The sequence below is a fragment of the Pseudomonas sp. R151218B TE3479 genome, assembly GCF_053629195.1.
The window spans coordinates 2,068,260-2,091,909 of the sequence record NZ_JBRJHV010000001.1; the positions used below are offsets into that span (position 1 = coordinate 2,068,260).

14 protein-coding genes are annotated in these 23,650 nt (G+C 61.0%); 10 read left to right on the forward strand and 4 right to left on the reverse strand.

From position 1 onward, the window contains the following. The first annotated feature begins 30 nt into the window (after nucleotides 1-30). Entirely contained in the window at nucleotides 31-576 is a 546-nt protein-coding gene (locus AB7M32_RS09125) for a DUF4256 domain-containing protein (protein WP_454249709.1), read from the forward strand. Nucleotides 577-684: 108 nt separating this feature from the next. Here the strand turns inward: AB7M32_RS09125 and AB7M32_RS09130 are convergent, their stop codons facing one another. Beyond that, on the reverse strand, nucleotides 685-2,193 hold the full coding sequence (locus tag AB7M32_RS09130; RefSeq protein ID WP_454252117.1) for a hypothetical protein: 1,509 nt from the start codon (nucleotides 2,191-2,193) through the stop codon (nucleotides 685-687). A gap of 1,094 nt (nucleotides 2,194-3,287) precedes the next feature. Between AB7M32_RS09130 and AB7M32_RS09135 the strand changes: the two genes are divergently transcribed. The 5 genes from AB7M32_RS09135 (at nucleotide 3,288) to AB7M32_RS09155 (ending at nucleotide 18,743) form a co-directional block, all read left to right on the forward strand. Beyond that, nucleotides 3,288-10,922 carry a two-partner secretion domain-containing protein gene (locus tag AB7M32_RS09135; protein ID WP_454249710.1) on the forward strand — a complete coding sequence of 2,545 codons (7,635 nt, stop codon included), beginning with the start codon at nucleotides 3,288-3,290 and terminating at the stop codon, nucleotides 10,920-10,922. 96 nt (nucleotides 10,923-11,018) lie between these two features. Next, nucleotides 11,019-12,683, forward strand: coding sequence for a ShlB/FhaC/HecB family hemolysin secretion/activation protein (locus AB7M32_RS09140; protein ID WP_454249711.1), 1,665 nt, complete (start codon nucleotides 11,019-11,021; stop codon nucleotides 12,681-12,683). A 471-nt stretch (nucleotides 12,684-13,154) separates the two neighbouring features. Further along, on the forward strand, nucleotides 13,155-13,991 hold the full coding sequence (locus tag AB7M32_RS09145; protein ID WP_454249712.1) for a response regulator transcription factor: 837 nt from the start codon (nucleotides 13,155-13,157) through the stop codon (nucleotides 13,989-13,991). Beyond that, nucleotides 13,991-16,390 (forward strand): hybrid sensor histidine kinase/response regulator, encoded by a 2,400-nt coding sequence (locus AB7M32_RS09150; RefSeq protein ID WP_454249713.1) that lies wholly within the window; start codon nucleotides 13,991-13,993, stop codon nucleotides 16,388-16,390. The genes AB7M32_RS09145 and AB7M32_RS09150 overlap by 1 nt, the downstream gene beginning before the upstream one ends. Nucleotide 16,391: 1 nt before the next feature. Further along, on the forward strand, nucleotides 16,392-18,743 hold the full coding sequence (locus AB7M32_RS09155; protein ID WP_454249714.1) for a TonB-dependent receptor: 2,352 nt from the start codon (nucleotides 16,392-16,394) through the stop codon (nucleotides 18,741-18,743). Here AB7M32_RS09155 and AB7M32_RS09160 read toward each other — a convergent pair. Then, nucleotides 18,727-19,812: a diguanylate cyclase domain-containing protein gene (locus AB7M32_RS09160; RefSeq protein WP_454249715.1), complete on the reverse strand. Its 1,086-nt coding sequence runs from the start codon at nucleotides 19,810-19,812 to the stop codon at nucleotides 18,727-18,729. The two genes, AB7M32_RS09155 and AB7M32_RS09160, sit on opposite strands and share 17 nt — an antisense overlap. 341 nt (nucleotides 19,813-20,153) lie before the next feature. On the opposite strand from AB7M32_RS09160, the gene AB7M32_RS09165 reads away from it, so the two are divergent. Together AB7M32_RS09165 and AB7M32_RS09170 are read left to right on the forward strand one after the other, a co-directional pair. Next, a complete protein-coding gene (locus AB7M32_RS09165; protein ID WP_454252118.1) occupies nucleotides 20,154-20,348 on the forward strand; it encodes a DUF4160 domain-containing protein in 195 nt (64 codons plus the stop codon). 3 nt (nucleotides 20,349-20,351) lie between these two features. Further along, the gene (locus AB7M32_RS09170) at nucleotides 20,352-20,837 is read left to right on the forward strand and encodes a DUF2442 domain-containing protein (RefSeq protein ID WP_454249716.1); all 486 of its coding nucleotides are present in this window, start codon (nucleotides 20,352-20,354) and stop codon (nucleotides 20,835-20,837) included. A gap of 106 nt (nucleotides 20,838-20,943) precedes the next feature. Here AB7M32_RS09170 and AB7M32_RS09175 read toward each other — a convergent pair whose 3' ends face one another. Both AB7M32_RS09175 and AB7M32_RS09180 read right to left on the reverse strand, forming a co-directional pair. Next, a complete protein-coding gene (locus AB7M32_RS09175; RefSeq protein WP_212803011.1) occupies nucleotides 20,944-21,192 on the reverse strand; it encodes a pyocin S6 family toxin immunity protein in 249 nt (82 codons plus the stop codon). Nucleotides 21,193-21,204: 12 nt separating this feature from the next. Beyond that, nucleotides 21,205-22,401, reverse strand: coding sequence for an S-type pyocin domain-containing protein (locus AB7M32_RS09180; RefSeq protein WP_454249717.1), 1,197 nt, complete (start codon nucleotides 22,399-22,401; stop codon nucleotides 21,205-21,207). 492 nt (nucleotides 22,402-22,893) lie between these two features. Between AB7M32_RS09180 and AB7M32_RS09185 the strand changes: the two genes are divergently transcribed. Next, nucleotides 22,894-23,160: a DUF6124 family protein gene (locus AB7M32_RS09185; protein ID WP_454249718.1), complete on the forward strand. Its 267-nt coding sequence runs from the start codon at nucleotides 22,894-22,896 to the stop codon at nucleotides 23,158-23,160. Nucleotides 23,161-23,215: 55 nt separating this feature from the next. Further along, nucleotides 23,216-23,650: a colicin E1 family microcin immunity protein gene (locus AB7M32_RS09190; protein ID WP_454249719.1), complete on the forward strand. Its 435-nt coding sequence runs from the start codon at nucleotides 23,216-23,218 to the stop codon at nucleotides 23,648-23,650.

Below are 23,650 nucleotides of genomic sequence, written 5' to 3' on the forward strand. Positions count from 1 at the left end.
GACGACCGATCACCAGCGGACGCCCAAACCATGAAAAAACAAGAACAAGACAACCTCATTCAAACCCTGAAAACCCGCTTTGAACAAAACCCCCAACATCATCCAGACATCGTCTGGGTCGACGTCCAATCAAGATTGGAAAACAATCCCAGGGCCCTGAAGACCCTCCAGGCCATGGAAGCCACCGGCGGCGAGCCAGACGTAATCGGCGTCGACCCGAAGACCGACGCTGTCACCTTCTGCGATTGCGCCAAAGAAAGTCCGACCGGTCGCCGGAGCCTTTGCTACGACCGCGCGGCGCTGGAAGCGCGCAAGGAGAACAAGCCCAAAGGCAGTGCCATCGAAATGGCCGAAGCGATGGGCATCGCCCTACTGACGGAAGACCAATACCGAGCCCTGCAAACCCTCGGTGAGTTCGATGCCAAGACGTCCAGCTGGCTGGCAACCCCTCCAGAGCTTCGCTCGCTCGATGGGGCGATTTTTGGCGATTACCGGTATGGCCGGGTGTTCATCTACCACAATGGCGTGCAGTCGTACTACGCGGCGCGAGGGTTTCGCGGGTTGCTGCGGGTTTAAGCCCTCAACATCACCGCTAACCCCGTGGCGAGGGAGCTTGCTCCCTCGCCACGATGAATGCGTACGTTTGAAGAACCGCTGTGTTTTTCTGAAGGCTGCAGAGATCCGTCACTGGAAAACCAATATCTCACTCCCCTTGGCCTCAACCATCTCGCTGAATGCCGGCAGCCGCGCCACAAACGCCGTCTCGAACGCCAGATAGCGATCCTGTGCCGGTACATAACGGATGTCTGGGTTGATTCGCGGGATGTCCTTGGTCGACAGCTTCACCACCTCGTGACTGTCCTGATTCCAAAACCACGCCAGCGTCTGCGACCCAAACGTATTGGCGCGGTAATTCCACACCCACCAATTCCCATGCCCCCGGGCAACATGAAGCTGCCCATGAAAGGTGCGCAACGTAATGACTTGCTTAGGTTGAGTGACGAGCAAGCGCGTGTCCTGGCGCAGTTCACTGCCGAAACCGTCCAGCGTCGCCTTGGTCTTGGCACCGGTCATGAAGTTGAAGCGCCACGCCAACAGCACCGTCTCCTGATAACCCGAATGCTCAACGTTCTGCCGCGCGCCTTCGCTGAACAGCAGGATCTCGTCACCCCCGAGGTAAGCCGTCGACGTCCTGAGTTTATAGCCCTCGGCGGGCATCGCTCGGGCGACGATGGCCTGGTGCGGCGGGTCTTGATTCCAGACCCAGCACTTCGGCCCGTTGTGCTGCATGAACAGCAAACGGCGAGGGCCGATGGGCAGGATCGTCAGTTCATCCGCGTACTCGAAAATCACTTCGCTGCTGTCCGCCGTGATCCGCCAGACCCGCGTCAAATGCTCGGGTTCGTAGATACGTTGACGTTCGAATATCTCCGAGCCCACCACCACGCAGGGCTGCTCAAACTCCGGCCATTGCATCTCGGCAGGCCCGAACGCCGCGATCTCATCGCCTTGACGAATTTCGTATTGGTAGCGGTCGTCCGCACTGTAATCGCCGCGTATGACCTGACGTTTCCACAGGCTGCGCCGGGCATCGGCATCGATGAGCTGAAGGTCCGCGCCGTCCACGCCATCGGCCCGGTGTTCGAGCATGTCCTGCTCGGCGGGCGGCCATTGGTTGTAATCGATCAGAAAGCACAACCACTGGTCGTCGTCCTGCTCGGTGATGGCGGCCCAACCGTTGCGGTAGTTGTATTCATGCACATAGGTGGCGCCGGGATAGTCATGGACTTCCTGCAGCCACTTCACCTTGCTGCGCTTGGGTTTGGCCGGTTTGCGTTCGATGGCGGCAGGCTTGGGCGGCTCGATCAAACTCGCCGTGAACCTCGGCTCGCCGCGCTGGCCCTGCCAGTGCCGGGCAAAGGCCTCGCGCTGAGCGACCGGGACAATCACCGGCCGATAATCGTCGCCACCGGCATCCAGGTTCCACAAGTCATAACCCTGACCCGCCAACACCGGCACCAGCGCCTCGAAACAGACCTCGGGCATCTCGTTGGACAACTCATCCAACAACGCCTCGAACCCCGGGCCGGCAAACACACCGATGTCGGGATAGTAATGCTGCAACAGCCCGAGCAAGTCGCCACCCGGTGTTTTCCAATCGATATGAACCAACGGATCGAATTGCGATTGCATCACGCCTGTCTTCCCTGTGGTTTCTCTGCGGCCATCTTAGCTGCACACCGCCAAAGCCCCAAAGCGATGATGGCCGGGCACAGGCCACTGTGGGAGCGAGCTTGCTCGCGATAGGGCCGGGTCAGGCGACATCAATGGTGTCTGGTTTACCGCTATCGCGAGCAAGCTTGCTCCCACAGTTTTGATCGGGGCGTGCGCAAATGCTGCGTTCGCCACAACTTCGATGTGGGAGCGAGCTTGCTCGCGATAGGGCCGGGTCAGGCGACATCAATGGTGTCTGGTTTACCGCTATCGCGAGCAAGCTCGCTCCCACAGTTTTGATCGGGGCGTGCGCAAATACTGCGTTCGCCACAACTTCGATGTGGGAATGAGCTTGCTCGCGATAGGGCCGGGTCAGGCAACATCAATGGCGTCTGGCTTACCGCTATCGCGAGCAAGCTTGCTCCCACAGTTTTGATCGGGGCGTGCGCAAATGCTGCGTTCGCCACAACTTCGATGTGGGAGCGAGCTTGCTCGCGATAGGGCCGGGTCAGGCGACATCAATGGCGGCTGGTTTACCGCTATCGCGAGCAAGCTCGCTCCCACAGTTTTGATCGGGGCGTGCGCAAATGCTGCGTTCGCCACAACTTCGATGTGGGAGCGAGCTTGCTCGCGATAGGGCCGGGTCAGGCGACATCAATGGCGGCTGGTTTACCGCTATCGCGAGCAAGCTCGCTCCCACAGTTTTGATCGGGGCGTGCGCAAATGCTGCGTTCGCCACAACTTCGATGTGGGAACGAGCTTGCTCGCGATAGGGCCGGGTCAGGCAACATCAATGGTGTCTGGTTTACCGCTATCGCGAGCAGGCTCGCTCCCACAGGTATTCCAGTGTCGAACACCCTCCAGATCAAAAAAAATTCACTCAATCCCCTCAATCAAAAGCCCTGGGTGCTCCAGCAAAGGTATCACCCCGCTTACCGCAGACATGATGGAACGGAGCACTTTGGGATTTCGAGCCGTAATCCGTCCGGATGCGGTTTTCCATTTGATTTGTTGATTGCGAACCGCCTGATCATCGTGGCGCGGCCAGCCGTATTAAGGATGAGTGAACAAAAATGAACCGAGCTTACCGAGTAGTCTGGAATGCTGTGTTGGGCGCGTGGCAGGTGGCATCAGAGTTGGTCAAAAGCCAAGGCAAAGACAAAAGCCGCAGATCCCTCAGCCTGGTCATTGGCGTGGGCGGCGGTGTCTTCGCTTCGGTTGCCACGGCGGGAGCGTTACCGTCGGGCGGCAATATCGTGGCGGGTAACGGCAGCGTTCATCAGAACGGCAACAACATGGCCATTCATCAGGGTAGCGATAAGCTCGCCATTGACTGGCAGAGCTTCTCCATCGGTAAAGGCAACACCGTCGAGTTCATCCAGCCCGGCGCAGCGTCTGTCGCATTGAACCGCGTGTTGGGCTCGGATGTGTCGGTGATTCAGGGCGCACTGAAAGCCAACGGCCAGGTATTCCTGGTCAACCCCAACGGCGTCCTGTTTACCCCCGGTGCACAGGTTGATGTAGGCGGCCTGGTCGCGTCCACGCTCAACATGACCACGGAAGACTTCCTCGCGGGCAACTACCGTTTCAGTGGCAACAGCGCCGCCTCGGTGGTCAACCAGGGCAACATCAATGCCGCGCAAGGCGGCACCATTGCCCTGATCGCCGCAAAAATCGTCAACGAAGGCAACATCACCGCGAACAAGGGCAATGTGCTGCTGGGCGCCGGCAGTGTCGTGACGCTCGACTTGGGCGGGCCGGTGCAGTTGGAAGTGAAAGAAGGTGCGCTTCAAGCGCTGATTGAAAACGGCGGCGCCATTCGTGCCGATGCCGGCCGGATCCTGCTGACCGCCCGTGCGGCGGAAACCCTGGCGAGCACCGTCATCAACAACACCGGTTTGATCGAAGCCCGTTCCCTGGATGTCGGTGAAAACGGCGTGGTAACGCTGATGGGTGATCAGGGCGGTGTGCAAGTCGCCGGGCGTATCGATGTGTCCTCCGACACCGGCAAGGGCGGTAAGATTGTCGTGACCGGCGAGCGTGTCGCGATCAACGGCGGCGCTGAGCTCGACGCCACCGGCGCCAAGGGCGGCGGCGACATTTATGTGGGCGGTAGCTGGCAAGGCAAGGACCCAGCGATCAAGCAGGCCAGCCAGACCACCATCGCCGCCGGTGCCGTGCTCGATGCATCGGCGACCGATAATGGCAAGGGCGGTACCGTGGTGGCCTGGTCGGATACCAAGAAACCGGGCAGTGTGACGCGGGTAGATGGCACGCTGAAAGCCACCGGCGGTGCCAAGGGCGGCGACGGCGGCAAGATCGAGACCAGCGGTGCCAAGTTGGCGGTGAGCAAAGCCGCCGATGCTTCGGCCAAGGACGGCAAGGGTGGCTTGTGGTTGCTCGACCCGGACAGTGTGACGGTGGGGCCGGGTAATGGAGGGTTGACGGGCGGCGCCAACGGCCAAGCCGCCACGGTCGGTTTCGACGCGATCGACACCGCCCTGGCCGGCGGCACCGATGTGGCAATCAAGGCCGACAACACCATCCACTGGAACGGCGACTACACCCCGCAGAGCGTCAGCGGTGACCGGACGCTGACGTTGCAGTCGGGACACGACGACGGCGCAACAGGCCGTTATGTCTTCGGCAATATCTTCCTCAACGGTGACATCGATGCCAGCGGCGCTGGCAATGGCAACAGCCTGGCGTTGATTCTCAACGGCAAAATCGCGCTCAACACCGACGTCAGTTTGAAGAGCAACGGCGGCAATATCGTCTTTGCCGGCGTGGTGGACTCCGATGCGGTTGCCAACAACCGCCAACTGCGCGTCGATGCCGGTTCGGGCTCGATCATCTTCAGCGACATGGTCGGCGGCAACAGCGCGCTGGGCGCCCTGTATGCGACCACCAGTGGCGCCGGCAAGACGTTTATCAACGGCGCAAAAGTCTTCACCCGCGGCGAGCAGGTCTACACCGGCGCCGTTGAGCTGGGCACTTCACAATTCCTGAACGCCGACTTCGAAAATGGCCTGGTCGGGTGGAAGACCTCCATCGACCAGTTCTTCACGGGCGTCACCGTGGTGGATGGCGTGGTGTCGCCCAATGACCCGACGTTGCCGACGACCTCGCCCACGAACGGCAATGCGCCGAGCGTTTCCCCTGGCGACCAGGGCAACATGAATTACAAACCCCTCACTCCGGTCGCCGCCGCTGGCCAAGGCAAGGACGGCGGCGCCGCGCTGCTGCTGGGGACCGAGAATACCTCCAACTGCCTCAACGCACCCGCCGGCTGCATCATGCGTGGCCCTTCGGTCGTGAGCGAGGGCACGGTCTCCCTGGCCGCCGGGGAAAAGGTCAGCTTCGATTACAAACCGGTCGCGGGTGGCGATACCTACGATGTCTTCGGCTACCTGTTGAACGTCAATACCGGCGAATACCAGATCATCTTGAATGAAACGGGTAACGGCACGGGTGCGGTGAATTGGCAAAGCCACACGGCAACGGCTGACAAGGCCGGCACGTACAAATTCGTGTTTGTCTCGGGCAGTTTCGACCAGACCGCCGGCAAGCAGGTCGGCGGCTCGCTGTACGTTGACAACATCAAGACCGACACCTCGGGCAGCAAGGGCCTGCAAGGCAGTTCCATCACATTCAACGGCAGCCTCAACAGCACCGACAACAACCTGGCCATCAAGGCGGACGACATCAACTTCAACGGCGGCGCCGGCAGTGTCACCGGCAATGGGAGCATCGCCCTTGAGACCAACACACCGAGCAAAAACATCGCAGTGGGCGGCAGCACTGGCGATGCCCCCGGTTCGTTGGAACTGACCGGCACCGACATCAGCGCATTGGGCGACGGGTTCACTTCCGTCAACATTGGCGGCGCGGACATGACTGGTGACATCAACATCATCGAAGCGACCCGCATCAACGACAACCTCGCCCTCAATGCCGGCACCGGCAATATCCACATCAACGACCAATTGACCGTGGCAGACGCCCCGGGCACCGGTAACGATGACAACAAGCCGGCCCCCGTCCTGGTGTTGCAGAGCAACGGCGGCAAGGTCGACCAGACCGCCGGTGGTGCCCTTGTCGCCGATGGCCTGGTATTGCTGGGCGATGGCGCCACCCATGACCTCGACAACGCGGCCAACGACGTCAACACCATTGCCAGCGACACCGGCACGGTCAGCTTTGCCGATGTCGATGACCTGACCGTCGGCGTTGTAACCATTCCCGATAGCCAGACCCCGACAAACCCGCAAGGCGTGCCGGTCGCCGGCATGACCCAGACCGGCGACCTGAACCTTGTCGCGGACACGCTCACGGTCGGCCAGGCCCTGCTCACCCAAGGCGATACAAGCCTGACCGTCGACGAAATCGATCTCGCCGCGAGCGTTTCCGGTAGCGGCAGTCTCACCCTGCAGCAGAAGACCCCAGGCCTGGATATCCATGTGGGTGGTAGCGATGATCCAGAGGTGACCGGGCCTAACGATCCGTTGGTGCTGTCCGGCGCTGACCTGGCCAATATCCAGGATGGCTTCGACAAGGTCGTCATCGGCAACGACAAGACCCGCAACATCACCGTCGATGATGAAGGCGCGACGTTCAAGGACGATCTGGCCCTGGCCGCCAACGGCGTCCTGGACCTGCTGGGCGATCTGATGCTCAAGGATCCCGAAGGCACCGACGAAGACGGCACGACCGGCAAGGGGCTGATGTTGAGCGTCGACGCGGGCCAAGGTGCGACTCAGAGCACTGGCGCGACCATTACCGCAGACGAATTGGCCTTGCGCGGAGACGGTGACTTCCAGCTGGGCAAGGGCGGGCATGACGTGGGTGTCATCGCCGCCGATGTCGGCAGCCTGGCATTTGCCGGCAACGGCAACCTGACGGTGGGTACCGTGGACGGTACCGTGGGGATTACCTCCGATGAGGCGGTCACCCTGAAAACCGATCACGACCTGACGTTGGTAAAAGGCATCACCATAGAAAACGGCCCTCGAGACGATGCCAGCCAGGGCCAGACCCGTGCCGACGACATCATTACCCTGGAAGTGGCGGGCAACACCACCCAGTCCGGCGACGCCGGGGCCAAGCTGGATGCCAGCGGCCTGGTGCTGCTGGGCGGCAATTACGCGCTGGGCAATACCGGCAACGTGATTGGTGATATCGCCAGCGCGGCGGGCAAGGTCCAGTTCAACAACAGCGCAGACCTCAAGGTGGGTTCGCTGACCGCGACCCATGCCGACGGCACGCAGACCACCATCACCGGGGTGAACAACACTGGCGACGTCAGCATCGGCACTCAAGGTGACTTGGCGATCAACGAAGGGCTGACCACCAGCGGCAATGTGTTCCTCAATGTCGACGGCAAGACCACCCAGAATGCCAACGGCAACATCACCGCCGACGGCCTGGCCCTCAACGGTGGCGACTTCGAGTTGCGCAACAACGGCAACGTGGTGGGTGACATCGCCAGCGAGGCGGGCAAGGTCGCTTTCAACAACACCGGTAACCTGAAAGTCGGCACGCTGACTGAAACCGACGGCAACGGCAACGTGGTGAAGGTCACCACTGGTGTGAACAACACCGGCGACGTCAGCATCGGCACCCAAGGTGACTTGGCGATCAACGAAGGGCTGGCCACCAGCGGCAACGTGTTCCTCAACGTCGATGGCAAGACCACCCAGGATGCCAACGGCAATATCACCGCCGATGGCCTGGCCCTCAACGGTGGCGACTTCGAGTTGCGCAACAATGGCAACGTGGTGGGCGACATCGCCAGCGCGGCGGGCAAGGTTGCTTTCAACAACACCGGTAACCTGAAAGTCGGCACGCTGACCGAAACCGACGGCAACGGCAATGTGGTGAAGGTCACCACTGGTGTGAACAACACCGGCGACGTCAGCATCGGCACCCAAGGTGACTTGGCGATCAACGAAGGGCTGGCTACCAGCGGCAACGTGTTCCTGAACATCAGTGGCAAGACCACCCAGGATGGCAACGGCAATATCACCGCCGACGGCCTGGCCCTCAATGGCGGCGACTTCGAGTTGCGCAACCGTGGCAACGTGGTGGGTGACATCGCCAGCGAGGCAGGCAAGGTCGCCTTCAACAACACCGGCAACCTGAAGGTCGGCACGCTGACTGAAACCGACGGCAACGGCAATGTGGTCAAGGTCACCACTGGTGTGAACAACACCGGCGACGTCAGCATCGGCACCCAAGGTGACTTGGCGATCAACGAAGGGCTGACCACCAGCGGCAATGTGTTCCTGAACATCGGCGGCAAGACCACTCAGGATGGCAACGGCAATATCACCGCCGACGGCCTGGCCCTCAACGGTGGCGACTTCGAGTTGCGCAACAATGGCAACGTGGTGGGTGACATCGCCAGCGAGGCGGGCAAGGTCGCTTTCAACAACACCGGCAACCTGAAGGTCGGCACGCTGACGGAAACCGATGGCAACGGTAACGTGGTCAAGGTCACCACTGGTGTGAATAACACTGGTGACGTCAGCATCGGCACCCAAGGTGACTTGGCGATCAACGAGGCACTGGCCACCCGCGGCAATGTGTTCCTGAACATCGGCGGCAAGACCACCCAGGACGCCAACGGCAACATCACCGCCGATGGCCTGGCCCTCAACGGCGGCGACTTCGAATTGCGCAACCGTGGCAACGTGGTGGGTGACATCGCCAGCGAGGCGGGCAAGGTCGCTTTCAACAACACCGGTAACCTGAAGGTCGGCACGCTGACTGAAACCGACGGCAACGGCAATGTGGTGAAGGTCACCACTGGTGTGAATAACACTGGCGACGTCAGCATCGGCACCCAAGGTGACTTGGCGATCAACGAAGGGCTGGCTACCAGCGGCAACGTGTTCCTGAACATCAACGGCAAGACCACCCAGGATGCCAACGGCAATATTACCGCTGATGGCCTGGCCCTCAACGGTGGCGACTTCGAGTTGCGCAACCGTGGCAACGTGGTGGGTGACATCGCCAGCGCGGCGGGCAAGGTCGCCTTCAACAACACCGGCAACCTGAAGGTCGGCACGCTGACTGAAACCGACGGCAACGGCAACGTGGTCAAGGTCACCACCGGGGTGAACAACACTGGCGACGTCAGCATCGGCACCCAAGGTGACTTGGCGATCAACGAAGGGCTGACCACCAGCGGCAATGTGTTCCTGAACATCGGCGGCAAGACTACTCAGGATGGCAACGGCAATATCACCGCCGACGGCCTGGCCCTCAACGGTGGCGACTTCGAGTTGCGCAACCGTGGCAACGTGGTGGGTGATATTGCCAGCGAGGCGGGCAAGGTCGCCTTCAACAACACCGGCAACCTGAAGGTCGGCACGCTGACTGAAACCGACGGCAACGGCAACGTGGTCAAGGTCACCACCGGGGTGAACAACACCGGCGACGTCAGCATCGGCACCCAAGGTGACTTGGCGATCAACGAAGGACTGACCACCCGCGGCAACGTGTTCCTGAACATCAGCGGCAAGACCACCCAGGATGCCAACGGCAATATCACCGCCGATGGCCTGGCGCTCAAGGGCGGGAATTTCGATCTGCGCAACGCCAGCAACTGGGTCGGCGATATCGCCAGCCGAGCGAAGGATGTCAGCTTCGTCAATCGGGCCGACGTCACCGTCGGCACGCTGACCGAGACGGCACTGGACGGCACCCGGCTGGATCAGATCGTCGGTATCGGCAACACCGGCAAAGTCCAGGTTGTGACAACCACCGGCAATATCACCCTGACCGAGAACGTCAGCACCACCAGCAATGCCTCCGATGCGGTCGTGCTCAACGCCGGTCAATCCGCTTCGGCGGGTGTGGCTGCGGGCGGTGACGTGAAGGCCGACGCGGGCGTGAAGGTGTCTACCGGCGCCGGCGGCCGGGCGGTGATCTACACCGGTAGCCTCGCTGGCAGCACCGGCATGGTGGATGTGGTCGGCAGTGGCAGCGGCAATTTCCGCTACAACAGTGACGAGCAACAGAGCAATTTCGGCAGGGCCCTGGGCAACACGGGCGTTCATGCCGTTTACCGCGAGCAGCCCGTCCTGGTGGTGTCCACTAACGGCGCGACCACCCAGACCAAGGTGTTCGATGGCCAAACCACGTTCAACGGCGGCGGTATCGCCGGTTACGACGCCAACGGCCTGTGGAATGGCGACACCAAGCCGATGCTCGGCAACCCACTGTATTCGGTAGGCACTCAAGGCCCGGGTTCGCACCTGATCAACATTGGCGGGCTGGCTGACCTCGGTTACCTCATCGTGAGCAGTCCGGCCAACGCCAATCTCACCGTGACGCCGTCGGTTGATTACGACGCCGTCCGGCAGAGCGTCGCCGATGCCACACGCGTCGGCGCAGAGGTGAGTTCGCCCCATGCACCGGAGCTCAACCCAGCCCAGCCGAAACCGGCTAATTGGTCTGACTACGGGGTCGAAGACGGCGGTCTGTTGCTGGTGGACCAGGGCGGCACTCGTGCCAACGGCAATACTGGCGACAGCGATTCGGTTGCCCAGGCCGAGGACACCGCCAGCGAGCGGGAACTGGCCGGGAACGTCTGCTCCGATGGCGGCGTATCCGAAGGCGGCGCCTGTGCGGCCTACCCACCGCAGACCGTGTTCGTCGTGCGCGGCGGCGTGCGCTTGCCGAGCCTGGCCATGCGTCCCTGATCCCTGACATCCACCTTTTCATTTGAAGGAACCCTTGGCCACGTCCCCGGACGTGGTCATGGGCTCCGGCAACCCGAATTATTCGAGATTGATCCCATGCATAACAAACTGATGTCCTGCGCGGCCGGTCTGGCGTTGTTGTCCACTTCCCCGGCCTGGGCGGCGACCCTGCCGGCTCGCCCGATCCCCGACGCCGGCCGTATCCTGCAAGAACTGCCGATTCCGCAGCAGGAGCTTCCGCAAAGCATTCGCCTGGATATAGACGCACCACAACCGGCGCAGGAAAAAGTCGGCGGCGCCAAGGTCCAACTCAACGCCGTTCACTTCACCGACAACACGCGCATCGACGAAGCCAGCCTGCAACGCGTCGTCGCCCCGGCTATCGGTCGGGCTCATGACCTGGACGAGCTGCGGGAAGTGGCCCGGCAGGTCACGCTTTACTACCGTGAACAGGGTTACCCGTTTGCACGTGCCTATTTGCCAGCCCAACGCATGGCCAACGGCGAACTGACCATCGCGGTGATCGAGGGCCGTTATGGGAAAGTCACCGCCACCAACGACGATGCGAAACTGGCCGCGCAGGCGCAGCCGTTCCTGGACGACTTGCAACCGGGCGACGTGATCGAGCGTGACCGGCTGGAGCGCAGCATATTGGTGCTCTCGGACTTGCCGGGCGTGGCTGTTCGTCCGGTGATCCGGCCGGGTGAGGCACTCGGCACGGGCGATCTCGATGCCAAAGTGAGCAAGACCGAGGCCTTCGAGGGCAAGGCCACCCTGGACAACCATGGCAATCGTTATTCGGGGCGCAATCGCCTGACGGTACAAGGCGACTGGAACAGCCCGCTGATGTTGGGCGACCGGCTCAGCGCCGCGGTGATGGCCACCGATGAAGACCTGTATTTCGGCAGCCTCGGCTACTCGATGCCATTGGGCACCTCTGGCCTGCGCGGCAACGTGGGTTACGCCCAGAGCGCTTACGACCTGGGTGCGGAATTCGCCGACCTGGGGGCCACCGGTACCGCTGAGGTCAGCAGCATCGGCTTGAGCTACCCGCTCCTGCGCAGCAACCAGGCGAACCTCATGTTGGCTGGGCAATACCAGCACAAGGAACTCGAGGATAAGTACGAAGTGCTGGGCCTCAGCTTTGAAAAAAGCAGTGACACGCTGCCCATCAGTTTGCAATTTGACGTGAGGGACACCGTATTCGGCGGCGGCATCACCTACGGCGGCGCGACGCTGACCTATGGTGACCTGAAGCTGGATTCGGCCCTGCGCGAGGGCGACCGCCAGACCGCCCAGACCGAGGGCCAGTTCAGCAAAGTGAACGTCGACCTCGCGCGCCTGCAAGCGCTGCCGGCCAACTTCACGCTCTTCGCCCGTGTCCTTGGGCAATGGAGCAGCGACAACCTGGACTCGTCCGAAGATTTCAGCCTCGGCGGCATCGACGGCGTGCGGGCTTATCCGCAAAGCGAAGCCTCGGGCGACGAAGGCATGCTGACCCAGATCGAGCTTCGTTACCCGATCGACAAGCTCACGCCCTACCTGTTCTGGGACGCCGGCAAGGTGCGCATCAACCATAACGAGTGGGCCGATGGGGAAAACACCCGCAGCATCTCCGGCGGCGGTGTGGGCTTGCGCGCTCAATATGGCCAACTCTCGTTCGACGCAACGGTCGCCTGGCGCCACTCCGGCGGCGAAGCGCAGAGCGATACACGCCAGGAAAACCCGCAACTGCTCGCGCAGATCGGTTACTCGTTCTAAACGTTTCAAGGCTACCTGAAGGCATTACTGTTCATTCAAGCCGTTCAAAAACCTGTGGCGAGGGGATTTATCCCCGTTGGGCTGCTAAGCAGCCCCAAAGCAGCAAACTCAATCTTCCTGGCACACCGAGGTGCTTGATTTGAGGGCTGCTACGCAGCCCAACGGGGATAAATCCCCTCGCCACGGTTTAGTGAATTGCATCAACCCCGTTGGCCACCGCGCCTGGGCTTTTTCCAGGCATGGCCTCCTCTCGTTCTATATCCCTCGCCACACGCCCCTGCGCCCCGCCCGTAACGCCCCGTATCGGTAGGCGCCACGAGGGGACGACCGTTTAACGCCCGTTAAAAATTTGATAGCTTCAGTTCTCGCTCGATCTGCCGCTATATCGGTTTGTTGCCGGCCCGATACGTGCTTCCTCGCCTGGCAATTGCGTGACAGCGACCTGGCTAAACACAAGAAGAGACCTGGCGAATGGACAACGGACGATACGAAAGGCAGGTATTGACGGCGGCAGGCGTGGCGGCGTCCGAGCCGTTGCCACATATTCTGCTGATCGACGATGTCCCCGAAGACATTCGCGCCACGCTCATTCTGTTGAAAGCCCAGCCCTGGCGCATTTCCCTGGCCAGCGATGCCTACCAAGGCTATCAACGCGCCCTTGCCCTGCGCCCGGACCTGATCGTCCTGGATGTGCACATGCCGCAAATGGACGGTTTCAGCCTGTGCCGGTTATTACGCGAGGCACCGGCCACCCGGCATACCCCGATCCTGTTTCTGTCGTCGGCCAATACGTCGTTGGAGCGGTTGGAAGGGTTGACCGTGGGCGCGGTGGACTACATCCCCAAATCCTGTGCCCCGGAAGAGGTCCTGGCACGCATCAGGATCCATCTGCAATTGACCTGGCGAGCGCCACCGGCCATTGCGGACAACCCGGCCGATCCGGAACCGCAAGGCGATGAAATCGTGCTGCGCGCGGCGATGCGACTGATCGAAAACCAGCTGGACGACATACCGTCCCTGGGCATGCTCGCGCAAAAGGTCGGCACTCATGAAAAGCGCCTCTCCGCCATTTTTCGCGAACACCTGGGGATGACCGTGTTTGCCTACATTCGCGACGCGCGATTGCGGCGCGGCCAGGAACTGCTCTCCGAAAGCGCCATGAGCGTGCAGGACGTCGCCGAAGTGGTGGGCTTTCGCAATGCCTGCAACTTCACCACGGCGTTTCGACAGCGAATCGGCATGACCCCCAGCCAGTTTCGCCAGCAAACCCTGGGCTTCGTTGATGCAGAGTCGGTCGGGCGCGCCTGATGCGGCTCCTACGGTTTCTGGTGCTGACGATTGCCTTGTTGTCCGCTGGCCTGCTACACGCCGCGCCCGTGGAACTGTGCCGGGCTGACCGTCTAGACCTGATGCCTGCGGCGCAGATTTTCGAAGACACCCAAGCCCGCTTGAGTCTCGAAGAAGTCGCCCGACTGCCCGACGCCCGTTTCAACCCCGCAACCCCGAGCTGGCCGAGCCAAGGCCACAGCCGCTCCGCCTTCTGGTTGAAATGGCAACTCACCAATTCCAGCGATGCGGCGTGTTCGCGCTTGCTGGTGGTCGGGGCGCCGCGCTTGGACGACATCCGCGTCTTTCAATCTTCAGCCGGGCGCTGGCGTGATGCCCACGCCGGTGGCGCCTATCCCTTGGCCGAATGGCCCCAGCCGGCGGCGCGTCAACCGGCGTTCCCGGTGTCGTTGGCGGCGGGGGAGAGCGTCACGGTGTTCGTCCGTGTGACGAGCCATTTTCAGATGTTGCTGGAACCGGAACTGTGGTCCGAACCGGCGCTGCTGCGCAGTCAGCAACGGACTTACCTCAGCGACGGACTCGCCCTCGGTATTGTCCTGCTGGTCGTCCCCTTCGGCCTGATCGTCGGCTGGATCCTGCGTTCGCGACTGCTCACCGTGAACGCGGGCGCGGTGCTCAGCTATATCCTGCTGACCTGCATCGTCAACGGCTACCTGATCTACTGGCCCACCGCCCTGGGCTGGATGCGCGAATTGCTGACCCTCGCCAGCGCGCTCTCGTTCGTCCTGTTCCTGGCCTATTTTCGCGTGCTGTTGCAGGTGTCCCGGCTGCCAAAAATCATTGGCTGGAGCTATTGGGTACCGCTGGTGGGTTGTGTCCTCGGCCGACTCTGGTGGCTGAAGGTCGATCCGGTCCAAGGCGCGTACTGGGTCCAGGTTGCCCTGTTCAGTTTCTATGGCGTGTTGCTCGCCACGTTATTCATGGCTTGGCGCAGAAGGCTCACTTACAGCTGGATGGCGTGGCTGGTGCCGGGGCTCTTGTTCGCACAATTGCTGATGCGGATGTTTTTCCCGCAAGAACAGTTGCCCTGGCAGTCGCCGGAAAGCAAATACAGCCTATCGTCTACGCTGGCGGGCGTGGCGTTGCTGGTGTGCACGCTGATCATGGAAGTGGCCCGCAGCCGCAACCGCGAAAAACATGCCCTGGCCACCCTCGAACAACAACGCCAGGCCGAGCACGAACGCCTGGAAAGCACCGTGGCCCTGCGCACGTCGCAGTTGCGCGACTCCCTGGCGGCCCGCAGCGCGTTGATGGCGCGCATCAGCCACGACCTGCGCTCGCCGCTGGTGCGCATCATCGACTATGCGCGTCTGCTGCACGCCGGGCCCAACCGTGACTATCAGGCGACCATTGAGCGCAACGCCCGCCAGCAACTGGAGCTGATCGACGAGATGCTCGAGTTCTCCCGTGGCGAGCTGGAGCAAATGCAACTGACCCTCGCGCCGGGCTACCTGTACGGATTCCTCAACGAGATTGCAGACGAAGCGGGCTTTCTCGCCGCACGCCAGGGCAACACCTTCGAGGCGGTGCTGGCCGATGACTTGCCGCCACTGGTGGAGGCCGACTTCAAACGCCTTCGGCAGGTGCTCATGAACCTTCTGGCGAACGCGGCCAAATTCACCCGCAACGGCCAGATCCGCTTCGAAGTGGATTGGGCGCCGGGCGCGACCGCCAATGCCGTGGAACTGCGCTTCAGCGTGATCGACACGGGCATCGGCATCGACCCGCAAGAATTCGAACAACTGCTGCAACCGTTCCGCCGCGGCCGCAATGCCCAGCGCTACGAAGGCAGCGGGCTGGGCCTGTCCATCGTCACCCAACTGCTGGAGCGCATGGACAGCCGCCTCGAACCCCAAGCCACCGGGCAGGGCAGCCACTTCAGTTTCCGTCTGCAATTGACATGCACCGACGAGCACGACCTGGAAAACGGCATCGTCGACAACAACGCCACGCCGTTTGATGGCCAGGGCAAACATGTTCTGCTGGTGGACGACGTCGAGCAGAACAGCGAATGGCTCTACGACTTGCTGGCCGGTTACGGTTTCGATGTCAGCATCGCAACGAACGGTCAAGACGCCTTGGCCTGCCTGGCGCAGCAGCCAATCGACCTGCTGATCAGCGACCAGATGATGCCCGGCATGGACGGTTGGGCGCTGCTGCGCCACGTGCGCGAGCGTTGGCGCCATCTGCCGGTGATGCTCTATTCGGCGGTGCCGCCACGCAGGCCGCAGGACTATCCAGACGACCTGGCCTTCGACGCGGTCCTGCTCAAGCCCGCCGACAGCCGTGAATTGCTGGCGTGGGTGAAAACACTGGCTTGCACGGACACGGTGCATCGCACGATGGCTCGGGAGTTCTAGCATGCCGGGTCTGGGTTATCGGCTGCTCTTACTCGGCAGCCTTTCGACGTTGCCCTGGGTGTCGGCCCAGGCCGAACAAACGGCGCCCAGCGCCCTCACGCTCGACGCAACCACCGTCACCGCTCGCCGCCGCGAGGAAGACCCGCAAGACGTGCCGATCCCGATCAACGTCCTCTACGGCGAGCAACTGGACGAGGCCGGCCTGCACCGCCTGCAAGACATCCAACAGCGCGTGCCCGGCCTGGTGGTGTCCGGTCACGACGCCCGTTATGCCGGCTTCGGCCTGCGCGGCTTCGGCGCGACGGCCTACAACGATGGCCTGGAAGGCAGCGTCGGCACCTACGTCGACGGCGTTTACCAGGCGCGCCAGGGCATGGCCTTCACCGAGTTGATGGACATCGAGCGCATCGAAGTGCTGCGCGGGCCGCAAGGCACCTTGTTCGGCAAGAACACCACGGCGGGCGCGCTGAACATCATCACTCGCCAGCCAACCTTTCAGCCCGAAGCCAACCTCGAAGCCAGCTACGGCGAGCGCGGCCTGCGAGAATATCGCGGCACGGTTTCCGGGCCGTTGCAGGACGACGTGCTCGCCGGCCGACTCAATATCTTCGACAGTTCCACCGATGGCGCCGTGGAAAACCTGCAAGACGGCGCCCGCCTCGGCGACGCCGACAGCCATGGCTTGCGCGGGCAATTGCTGTGGACGCCGACCCCGGACTTCAGCGCCCGCCTGATCGCCGACTATGCAGAGCAAAACGAGGCCGGCAACGTCCTGCTGGCTAATCACTACAGCCAGCAGACCCGCAAGCGCGCCCAGTTCCTCGGCTATCCGTTGTCGGAGCCCGACCCTTACAAGCGCGAGGCACGCATCGACGCGCCGGGTCGTCCGCAAACCCTGCAGAACGGTGTCTCACTGGAGTTGAACTGGGAGCTCGACGAGGCGATGCGCCTGACCAGCATCACCGCCTACCGCGACTGGGACTACCGCGCCACCCGCGACAGCGACAGCACCGCGCTGTCCGTGGCCGAGTCTGAAACCGAGCTGGGCCACCGGCAGTTCAGCCAGGAATGGCGCCTGTCCGGCACGGTCGGTTCTTCCGTCGACTATGTGGCCGGGCTGTATTACCTGCGCCAACAGCTCGACCGCGAGATCGACGCCGAATTCGGCAAGGACGCCGCGCCCTGGTTCGTCGGCGATCAGTTGGAAGCCTTGCGCAAGCTCTACGGCATCACCTTCACCGATCCGAAGCAGGTGCCGGCGATGCTGCTGGACGGCGCCCGGCAACGCTATGACGGCGAGCAGAAGGGCGACAGCCGAGCCATTTTCGGCCAGCTCTCCTGGCGCCCGATCGACCCGCTGGAACTCACCGGCGGCCTGCGTTACAGCCAGGAGCGCAAGGACGGCTGGATCTCCCGCGACGTCAGCAACCTCGCCCCGCTGACGGGGTTGCCAGCGGTGTTCCAGTCCGGTGGACTGTTGCTGCGCGACATTGCCCTGGGGGGTAGTTATTACCGCGAGGATTCGATAAAGGAAAACAACGTCTCCAGCCTCCTCAGCGCCAGCTACCGCTTCAGCGATGGGGTGATGGGCTACGTCAGTTGGTCGCGGGGCTACAAGGCCGGCGGCATCAACTTCGACGTGGTCGGCCCGTTCACCGCGCCCACCTTCGAGCCGGAGCGGGCCACGTCCCTGGAGCTGGGCATGAAGACGCGTTTCTGGGACGAGCGCGCATTGCTCGACCTCGCCGTCTACCAGACCGACGTCGACAACTACCAGGCGCTCACCTACAGCCCGCCGACATCCATGTTCGCGCCACCGCTGCGGGACAACCTGATCAACGTCGGCAAGGTCCGCCTGCGCGGCATCGAGCTGGATTCCGCCTGGCAACTCACCCCCCGACTCACCGGGCGCCTGGGCCTGGCCTGGAGCGATGCGCGCTACCGCAGCTTCCCCAACGCCCCGTGCCCACCGGCCTCGGGCCAATGGACCTGCGACCTCAGCGGCGACCGCCTCTACAACGCGCCGGAATGGAACCTCAGCAGCGGCCTCGACCACACCCATCCACTGCCCTATGGGCTGGAAGCCTTCAGCGGTATCGACTACAGCTTCCGCACCGGCTACTTCGGCACCCTCGAAGGCGGCGAAGGCAGCTATCAACCCAGCTACGGCCTGACCAATTTGCGCCTGGGCCTGCGCAGCCAGGACCGTGCCTGGGAAGTGGAAGGCTGGGTGCGCAACGTCTTCGACCGCAACTACATCACCGCCGTGTATTCACTGCTCGGCGCCGGTGACTATGGCGTCATGACCGGCAGCGAACGAACCCTCGGCACCACCGTCAGGCTTCGCTATTGAGCGAAATAAACCGCGTCGGACAAAACGCCAGACGATTGCCGCCGGCCTTTTTCGACAGGTACATCGCCTGGTCCGCCTTGCTGATCAGCCCATCGACCTCCTGTCCATGTTCCGGAAAAAACGCCACGCCGATACTGGCGGCAATCTCCACCGTTTGCGCGCCAATCAAGATCGGCGCATTGGCCGCCGCCAGCATCCGCTTGAGCAACGGCTCGCTGTCCTCCACCGCCTGCAAATCCACCAGCCCCGCCACGAATTCATCGCCACCGAGGCGCGCCAACGTATCGCCTTCACGCAACGTCGCATTGATCCGTGTCGCGACAATCTGCAACACCCGATCACCCCAGTCATGCCCATAGCTGTCGTTGAGCGCCTTGAACCCATCGAGGTCGATAAACGCGATGGCCACTTTCTGCTGATAGAGAGCGGCCTTGCCCAGGGCCTGGCGCATCCGTTCGGTCAACAGCAACCGATTGGGCAGTTGCGTGAGCGCGTCATGCCGAGCGTCACGCTCCAGTAACTGCAGACGCTGCTTCATCTGCGTCATGTCGCTGAACAACGCCACATAGTGCTGAACATTGCCATGCCGGTCATGCACCGCACTGATGCTGATGCGCGACGTCATCTCGCGGCCATCCTTGTGATTGCTTTGAATTTCACCGGACCAATGCCCATGGAAATCCAGCGCATTCTTCATCGGCGCATAAAATGCCGCGAGCCGACGCACCATGCGATGGGAGTTCAACTCCCGACCCTTTATCTCTTCTTGCCCGTAACCGGTCAGGCGGGTGAAGGCCTCGTTCACAGCGATGACCCGACCGTACGGGTCAACCAGGATGACCCCCTCCCGAGCGTGGCTGAACACCGTTGCGGCCAGTTCCGGGCGCACGGTGTCGAGACGCCGGTCCAGGGCACCTTCGTCGCGGGTGGCCGGCCAGGACTTGTCGTCGAAGCCTTGTTGCGCCAGATAGCGGGCCAGGGAGGAAAACGCTTGGTGCAGGCGGGTCAGGGCATTCGTGGCGAGCCTGGAATCCAGGCAGTAGCGACGGATGAAGGTGCGTAGGTTCATGGGGGCACACGGTGCTCGGTTGCAGCGCTAGGGGGTGTGGAAAGAAGGCATTATCGAGGTAGGGATTTGTGAGGGGCTTTGCTGGAGCGGATGGGGGCTTTGCGGGGAGGGATGGAGTGGAAAGATTTTTATGCCGGGTCTGTCATACCCGTTGGACGGCCAGACTCACGAGCCGACGTCGCCTTGCGCTTTTATTTGCTCAAGCCTTCTCAGACCAGCCGCGCTTCGGCGGGAAAAGGGGGCGTGCTCAGCATCTGATGGCTGACCTTGTGCTAGGGAAAAAAATTCCCTAGCATGTCTGGCATGGCTACCGTATACAGCGACCGTAACTGGAAATAAAAATCTACCCGGACGATCACGCGCCGCCGCATTTTCATGTGCAAACGCCCGATGGTGAATCACTGGTGGAGATCGACGGGCTCCAGGTGCTTGGCAGAGGGGCCAACCCTAAGTCCCTGAAAGCCGCCTTGGCGTGGGCGGCAAAGCACACCGCTGACCTGCAGCGTGTGTGGAATGAACAGAATCGGAGGAGCTGACCCATGATCAGCAAAGCCAGAATCAGCAGCGTGAAGCCTGTCCCCGGCAAACATGCCTTGCAGGTGGAGTTTGCCAACGGTAAGCGCTACGACGTTGACCTGCAGGAACACATCCGACAATTCCCGGTACTCAAGCCCTTGGAGGTCCTGTCGTTGTTCGGCACCGCCCAAGTGGGCGAATGGGGCTTCGATGTGAGCTGGGGTGATGACTTGGAACTGGCGGCGGTCACCTTGTATCGGTTGGCGCTGGAGCAAGCCGGTGAGGTGATGCCGACCCAGGCATTCAAGCGCTGGATGACTGCCAACAAACTCTCGTTGACGACCGCCGCACAGGAGTTGGGCTTTACCCGTCGCACTATCACCGCTTACAGCAGCGGGACTTCAATGATTCCTAAGCATGTGGCCCTGGCTTGTAAGGGATGGGAGTTTGAGCACAAAGGCAAGAGAGCGACAAAGGCCAAGGGCCAAAAGACGTCTCAAATAGCTTGATGAGACTAGACCCCTTTGGCTGCACAGCCCCCGTCGGATAGCTAGACCGTCTTATCTTTGACCAGCTAAGGTCCGAGGGGCGCAGCGACGCTTCCTCGACCAAGGACTAGTCGGCACAAGTTCCGATGTAATATTCAAGCCCGGTAGGAAATTTTATATCTAGAATTTTTTCTATTTTTCTTAGCTGTTTTTCTGTTATCTCCAGCTCTCCTGGGCCAATTTCGTTGAATGGCTTGGCTTCAGTTATTTGGGCCAATGCCTCCTTTTGTTCGGCATCTTTTATGTGAGTTTCGAACTGTAATGAATCGTCCTTTTTGTCGTCTGGGTAGAAGCCTGTTATTGAGAAGAATGGCATGGTGTTCCTCTTTTATTGTCTTGGGGTTGTCCTGCCGGGTTTGGCAGGTTTTGTTTGACGGCCTGTCAAATGGTCGTACTCACCCAGATGGTTTCCTAGCTTGTCGTACTTTTCTACGGCATTACTTTTGGAATCCCATTCATAAATACGTCCCTTCTTATCCACCCAACGTCTTCTTTTTTTGCCCCCGCCTTGTACGGACGATTTTGATTTTACCCTGACGGCATCGGGGAAGGCCGGTAGCAGTATCGGAGCTTCGTAATACTTATGATCCCCCGGAACACTCAAAACCACATAAACCGGCCGAACCCCCGAATCCGCCGGAAACACCAGAATGAAATCCCTGTACTCCGGCGGATAGATCGGGTCGACGATGATGTTGTCGGCCACCGGCGTCGGCGGATAGATCCAGATGTTAGGTGCCTGTGGCGCCGCTTCCAGGGCAGGGATGCCGAGGGTGTCGGACGGGTCGGTGGCCGGGGTCCAGATCAGTTCGATGCCATCACCCAGGTCGGCGACGAATTGATCGGCCCGCGGGGTGAATTGGACAACATCGACCATTTCCCAATCGCGGTTCTGGCCGGTGTAGAAGCCATAGCCCTTGAGTCTGCCATCGGCCTGCTGCTCGATGCTCAGGCGCATGCGGCTGCGGGCCTGCTTGAGGTCGCGTAACTGGTCTTCGCTGTACAGCGCGCTGTCGCCCAGATTGGACGGCCAGAGTAGGGCGACGATGCCGGTCAGCAGGGCTGCCCCAACGGTGCCGCCGGCAGCGGCAGCCGTAGAGGTTGCCGAACCGCCCAGCGCGAGCCTGCCTAAGGTAACGGGTACCGTGCCGGTGCCGATCCGCTTGAGGGGGATTGCGCCGGATGGGTCGGTGCTCCTGCCCCCGAGCCACATGAGATCGCCGTACTGCTTGACCAGATCCGCCGGGACGTAGCCGTTGGGGTTGCTGTAATCGATGATGCCGTTGGGGAGCTTGCAGCTCTTGGCAAACACGCTTCCGGTCACGCTGGATAACGGCTTGCTATCCACCGTGGCCCAGCGCATTTGTTCGTAGGCTGCCTGGCGGGCAAGCATGGCTTCATAAGCCTGCTGTAGGGCGTCGCGCTCGGCCAGTTCACTGGCGCTCATGTCCCGATAAGTGAGGTGATGCCCGTCACCGCCGGGCGGGTTGCGAACCTGGGGGATGTCTTTTTGGCGTGTCGCCACGTGGTGAGTCTCGTCCAGTGAGTGCGGGACAGACGCTAACGTGGGAAGAGAGGGGCGCGATGTAGGAGGTTTCTTGAAGTGGTCGTTCCGGTTTCCTCAATACAGGTAGGGCTGGATGTTGAGGGGCGGAGCAATCTGAAGCGTCAGATGGGGCTGTCAGTCATTGGGCGGCCGCAACTCGCCAGCCGACATCGCCTTGCGCCTTTGCCTACAACTACGCCAGAATCCGCCGGCTTGTTCGCCTGGGGCTGCGTCGGTAGTTTGGGACCTGTCACTGCTCATCAGTGATCGGGTTTAGTCGCCCGTCGTTGCTAAGTCGCTCAAGCGTCCATCAGTCAGGTATCCCCATCCCTGCACTCGATGGTGGCTGTGCGCAGGGCGCCCTCGGGCGCGCCGATTTCTTAGCTCGTCGGTCGACTAACCTGCGTACAGCTGCCTCCCAATCGTTTAGTCGCGAGCGGGACGTAGCCCAACCCAAAGAGAGCTAAGGCTATGGTCAAAATTACCCCGAATCCTCCAGTTACAGATACAGACGAACCCACATCACGTGCCCAATCGGCTCGCAACAAAAAGCTCGACGAAGCGGCCACTCGTGCCCTGGATTACTACCTGAAGCCCAAGCCTAAGGGCGAAACGTCTGACAAGTCCGACTCCATTTTACGGATTGACCCTGGGGTTGATTCTGAGTGTTTGCTTGCGAATCTCGAGGTGAGTGAATTGTTGGCGAACCGGGCGTTGGATATTGTTGAGGTGAGATAGGGCAGCAGCGCTACGCGCCTCCTAGATGGAAGGGCTTTGTCCAGCAAAGCCCTTCATGTTTGAGAGGTATGTTGAACAGAAGTTAAATAATGACCAAAGAAGTTGCAGTGGTGTTAGTGGTAAAACTATCAAGGAGAGGGCTTTCGGATTTATGGATAAACAATACTATGTTGTCAATCTCATTTGGGGTGTGGTTATGTTCTGTGTTTGTGTATGTGCTTGGTATGGTCTACCTGGTACGGGGGGGCGCGCGCTCTCCAAAGAAATTGTATTCTATGGTGTAAGCGCAGTGCTTTATCCGTTTTCGAAAAAATTCCTAGAGGAAATAGCGTTAAGTTTTACTTCGAAAGAATTTTGGTATAGCGGTTTTTTTAAGGAAGGTACAGCCAAGAATAACGTTTATGTTATATATTATGCATTTTGCTACATTTTTGCTGTGCCTTTTTCATTTATGTTTGCTGTGCGTTTTTTACTGCAGGGGCGTCATTAA

Coding starts and splice junctions, on each gene's coding strand:
- AB7M32_RS09150 (WP_454249713.1), top strand. CDS start 13,991: ATGCGGCTCCTACGGTTTCTGGTGCTGACGATTGCCTTGTTGTCCGCT.
- AB7M32_RS09155 (WP_454249714.1), top strand. CDS start 16,392: ATGCCGGGTCTGGGTTATCGGCTGCTCTTACTCGGCAGCCTTTCGACG.
- AB7M32_RS09175 (WP_212803011.1), bottom strand. CDS start 21,192: ATGCCATTCTTCTCAATAACAGGCTTCTACCCAGACGACAAAAAGGAC.
- AB7M32_RS09145 (WP_454249712.1), top strand. CDS start 13,155: ATGGACAACGGACGATACGAAAGGCAGGTATTGACGGCGGCAGGCGTG.
- AB7M32_RS09130 (WP_454252117.1), bottom strand. CDS start 2,193: ATGCAATCGCAATTCGATCCGTTGGTTCATATCGATTGGAAAACACCG.
- AB7M32_RS09140 (WP_454249711.1), top strand. CDS start 11,019: ATGCATAACAAACTGATGTCCTGCGCGGCCGGTCTGGCGTTGTTGTCC.
- AB7M32_RS09135 (WP_454249710.1), top strand. CDS start 3,288: ATGAACCGAGCTTACCGAGTAGTCTGGAATGCTGTGTTGGGCGCGTGG.
- AB7M32_RS09190 (WP_454249719.1), top strand. CDS start 23,216: ATGTTTGAGAGGTATGTTGAACAGAAGTTAAATAATGACCAAAGAAGT.
- AB7M32_RS09160 (WP_454249715.1), bottom strand. CDS start 19,812: ATGAACCTACGCACCTTCATCCGTCGCTACTGCCTGGATTCCAGGCTC.
- AB7M32_RS09185 (WP_454249718.1), top strand. CDS start 22,894: ATGGTCAAAATTACCCCGAATCCTCCAGTTACAGATACAGACGAACCC.
- AB7M32_RS09125 (WP_454249709.1), top strand. CDS start 31: ATGAAAAAACAAGAACAAGACAACCTCATTCAAACCCTGAAAACCCGC.
- AB7M32_RS09170 (WP_454249716.1), top strand. CDS start 20,352: ATGATCAGCAAAGCCAGAATCAGCAGCGTGAAGCCTGTCCCCGGCAAA.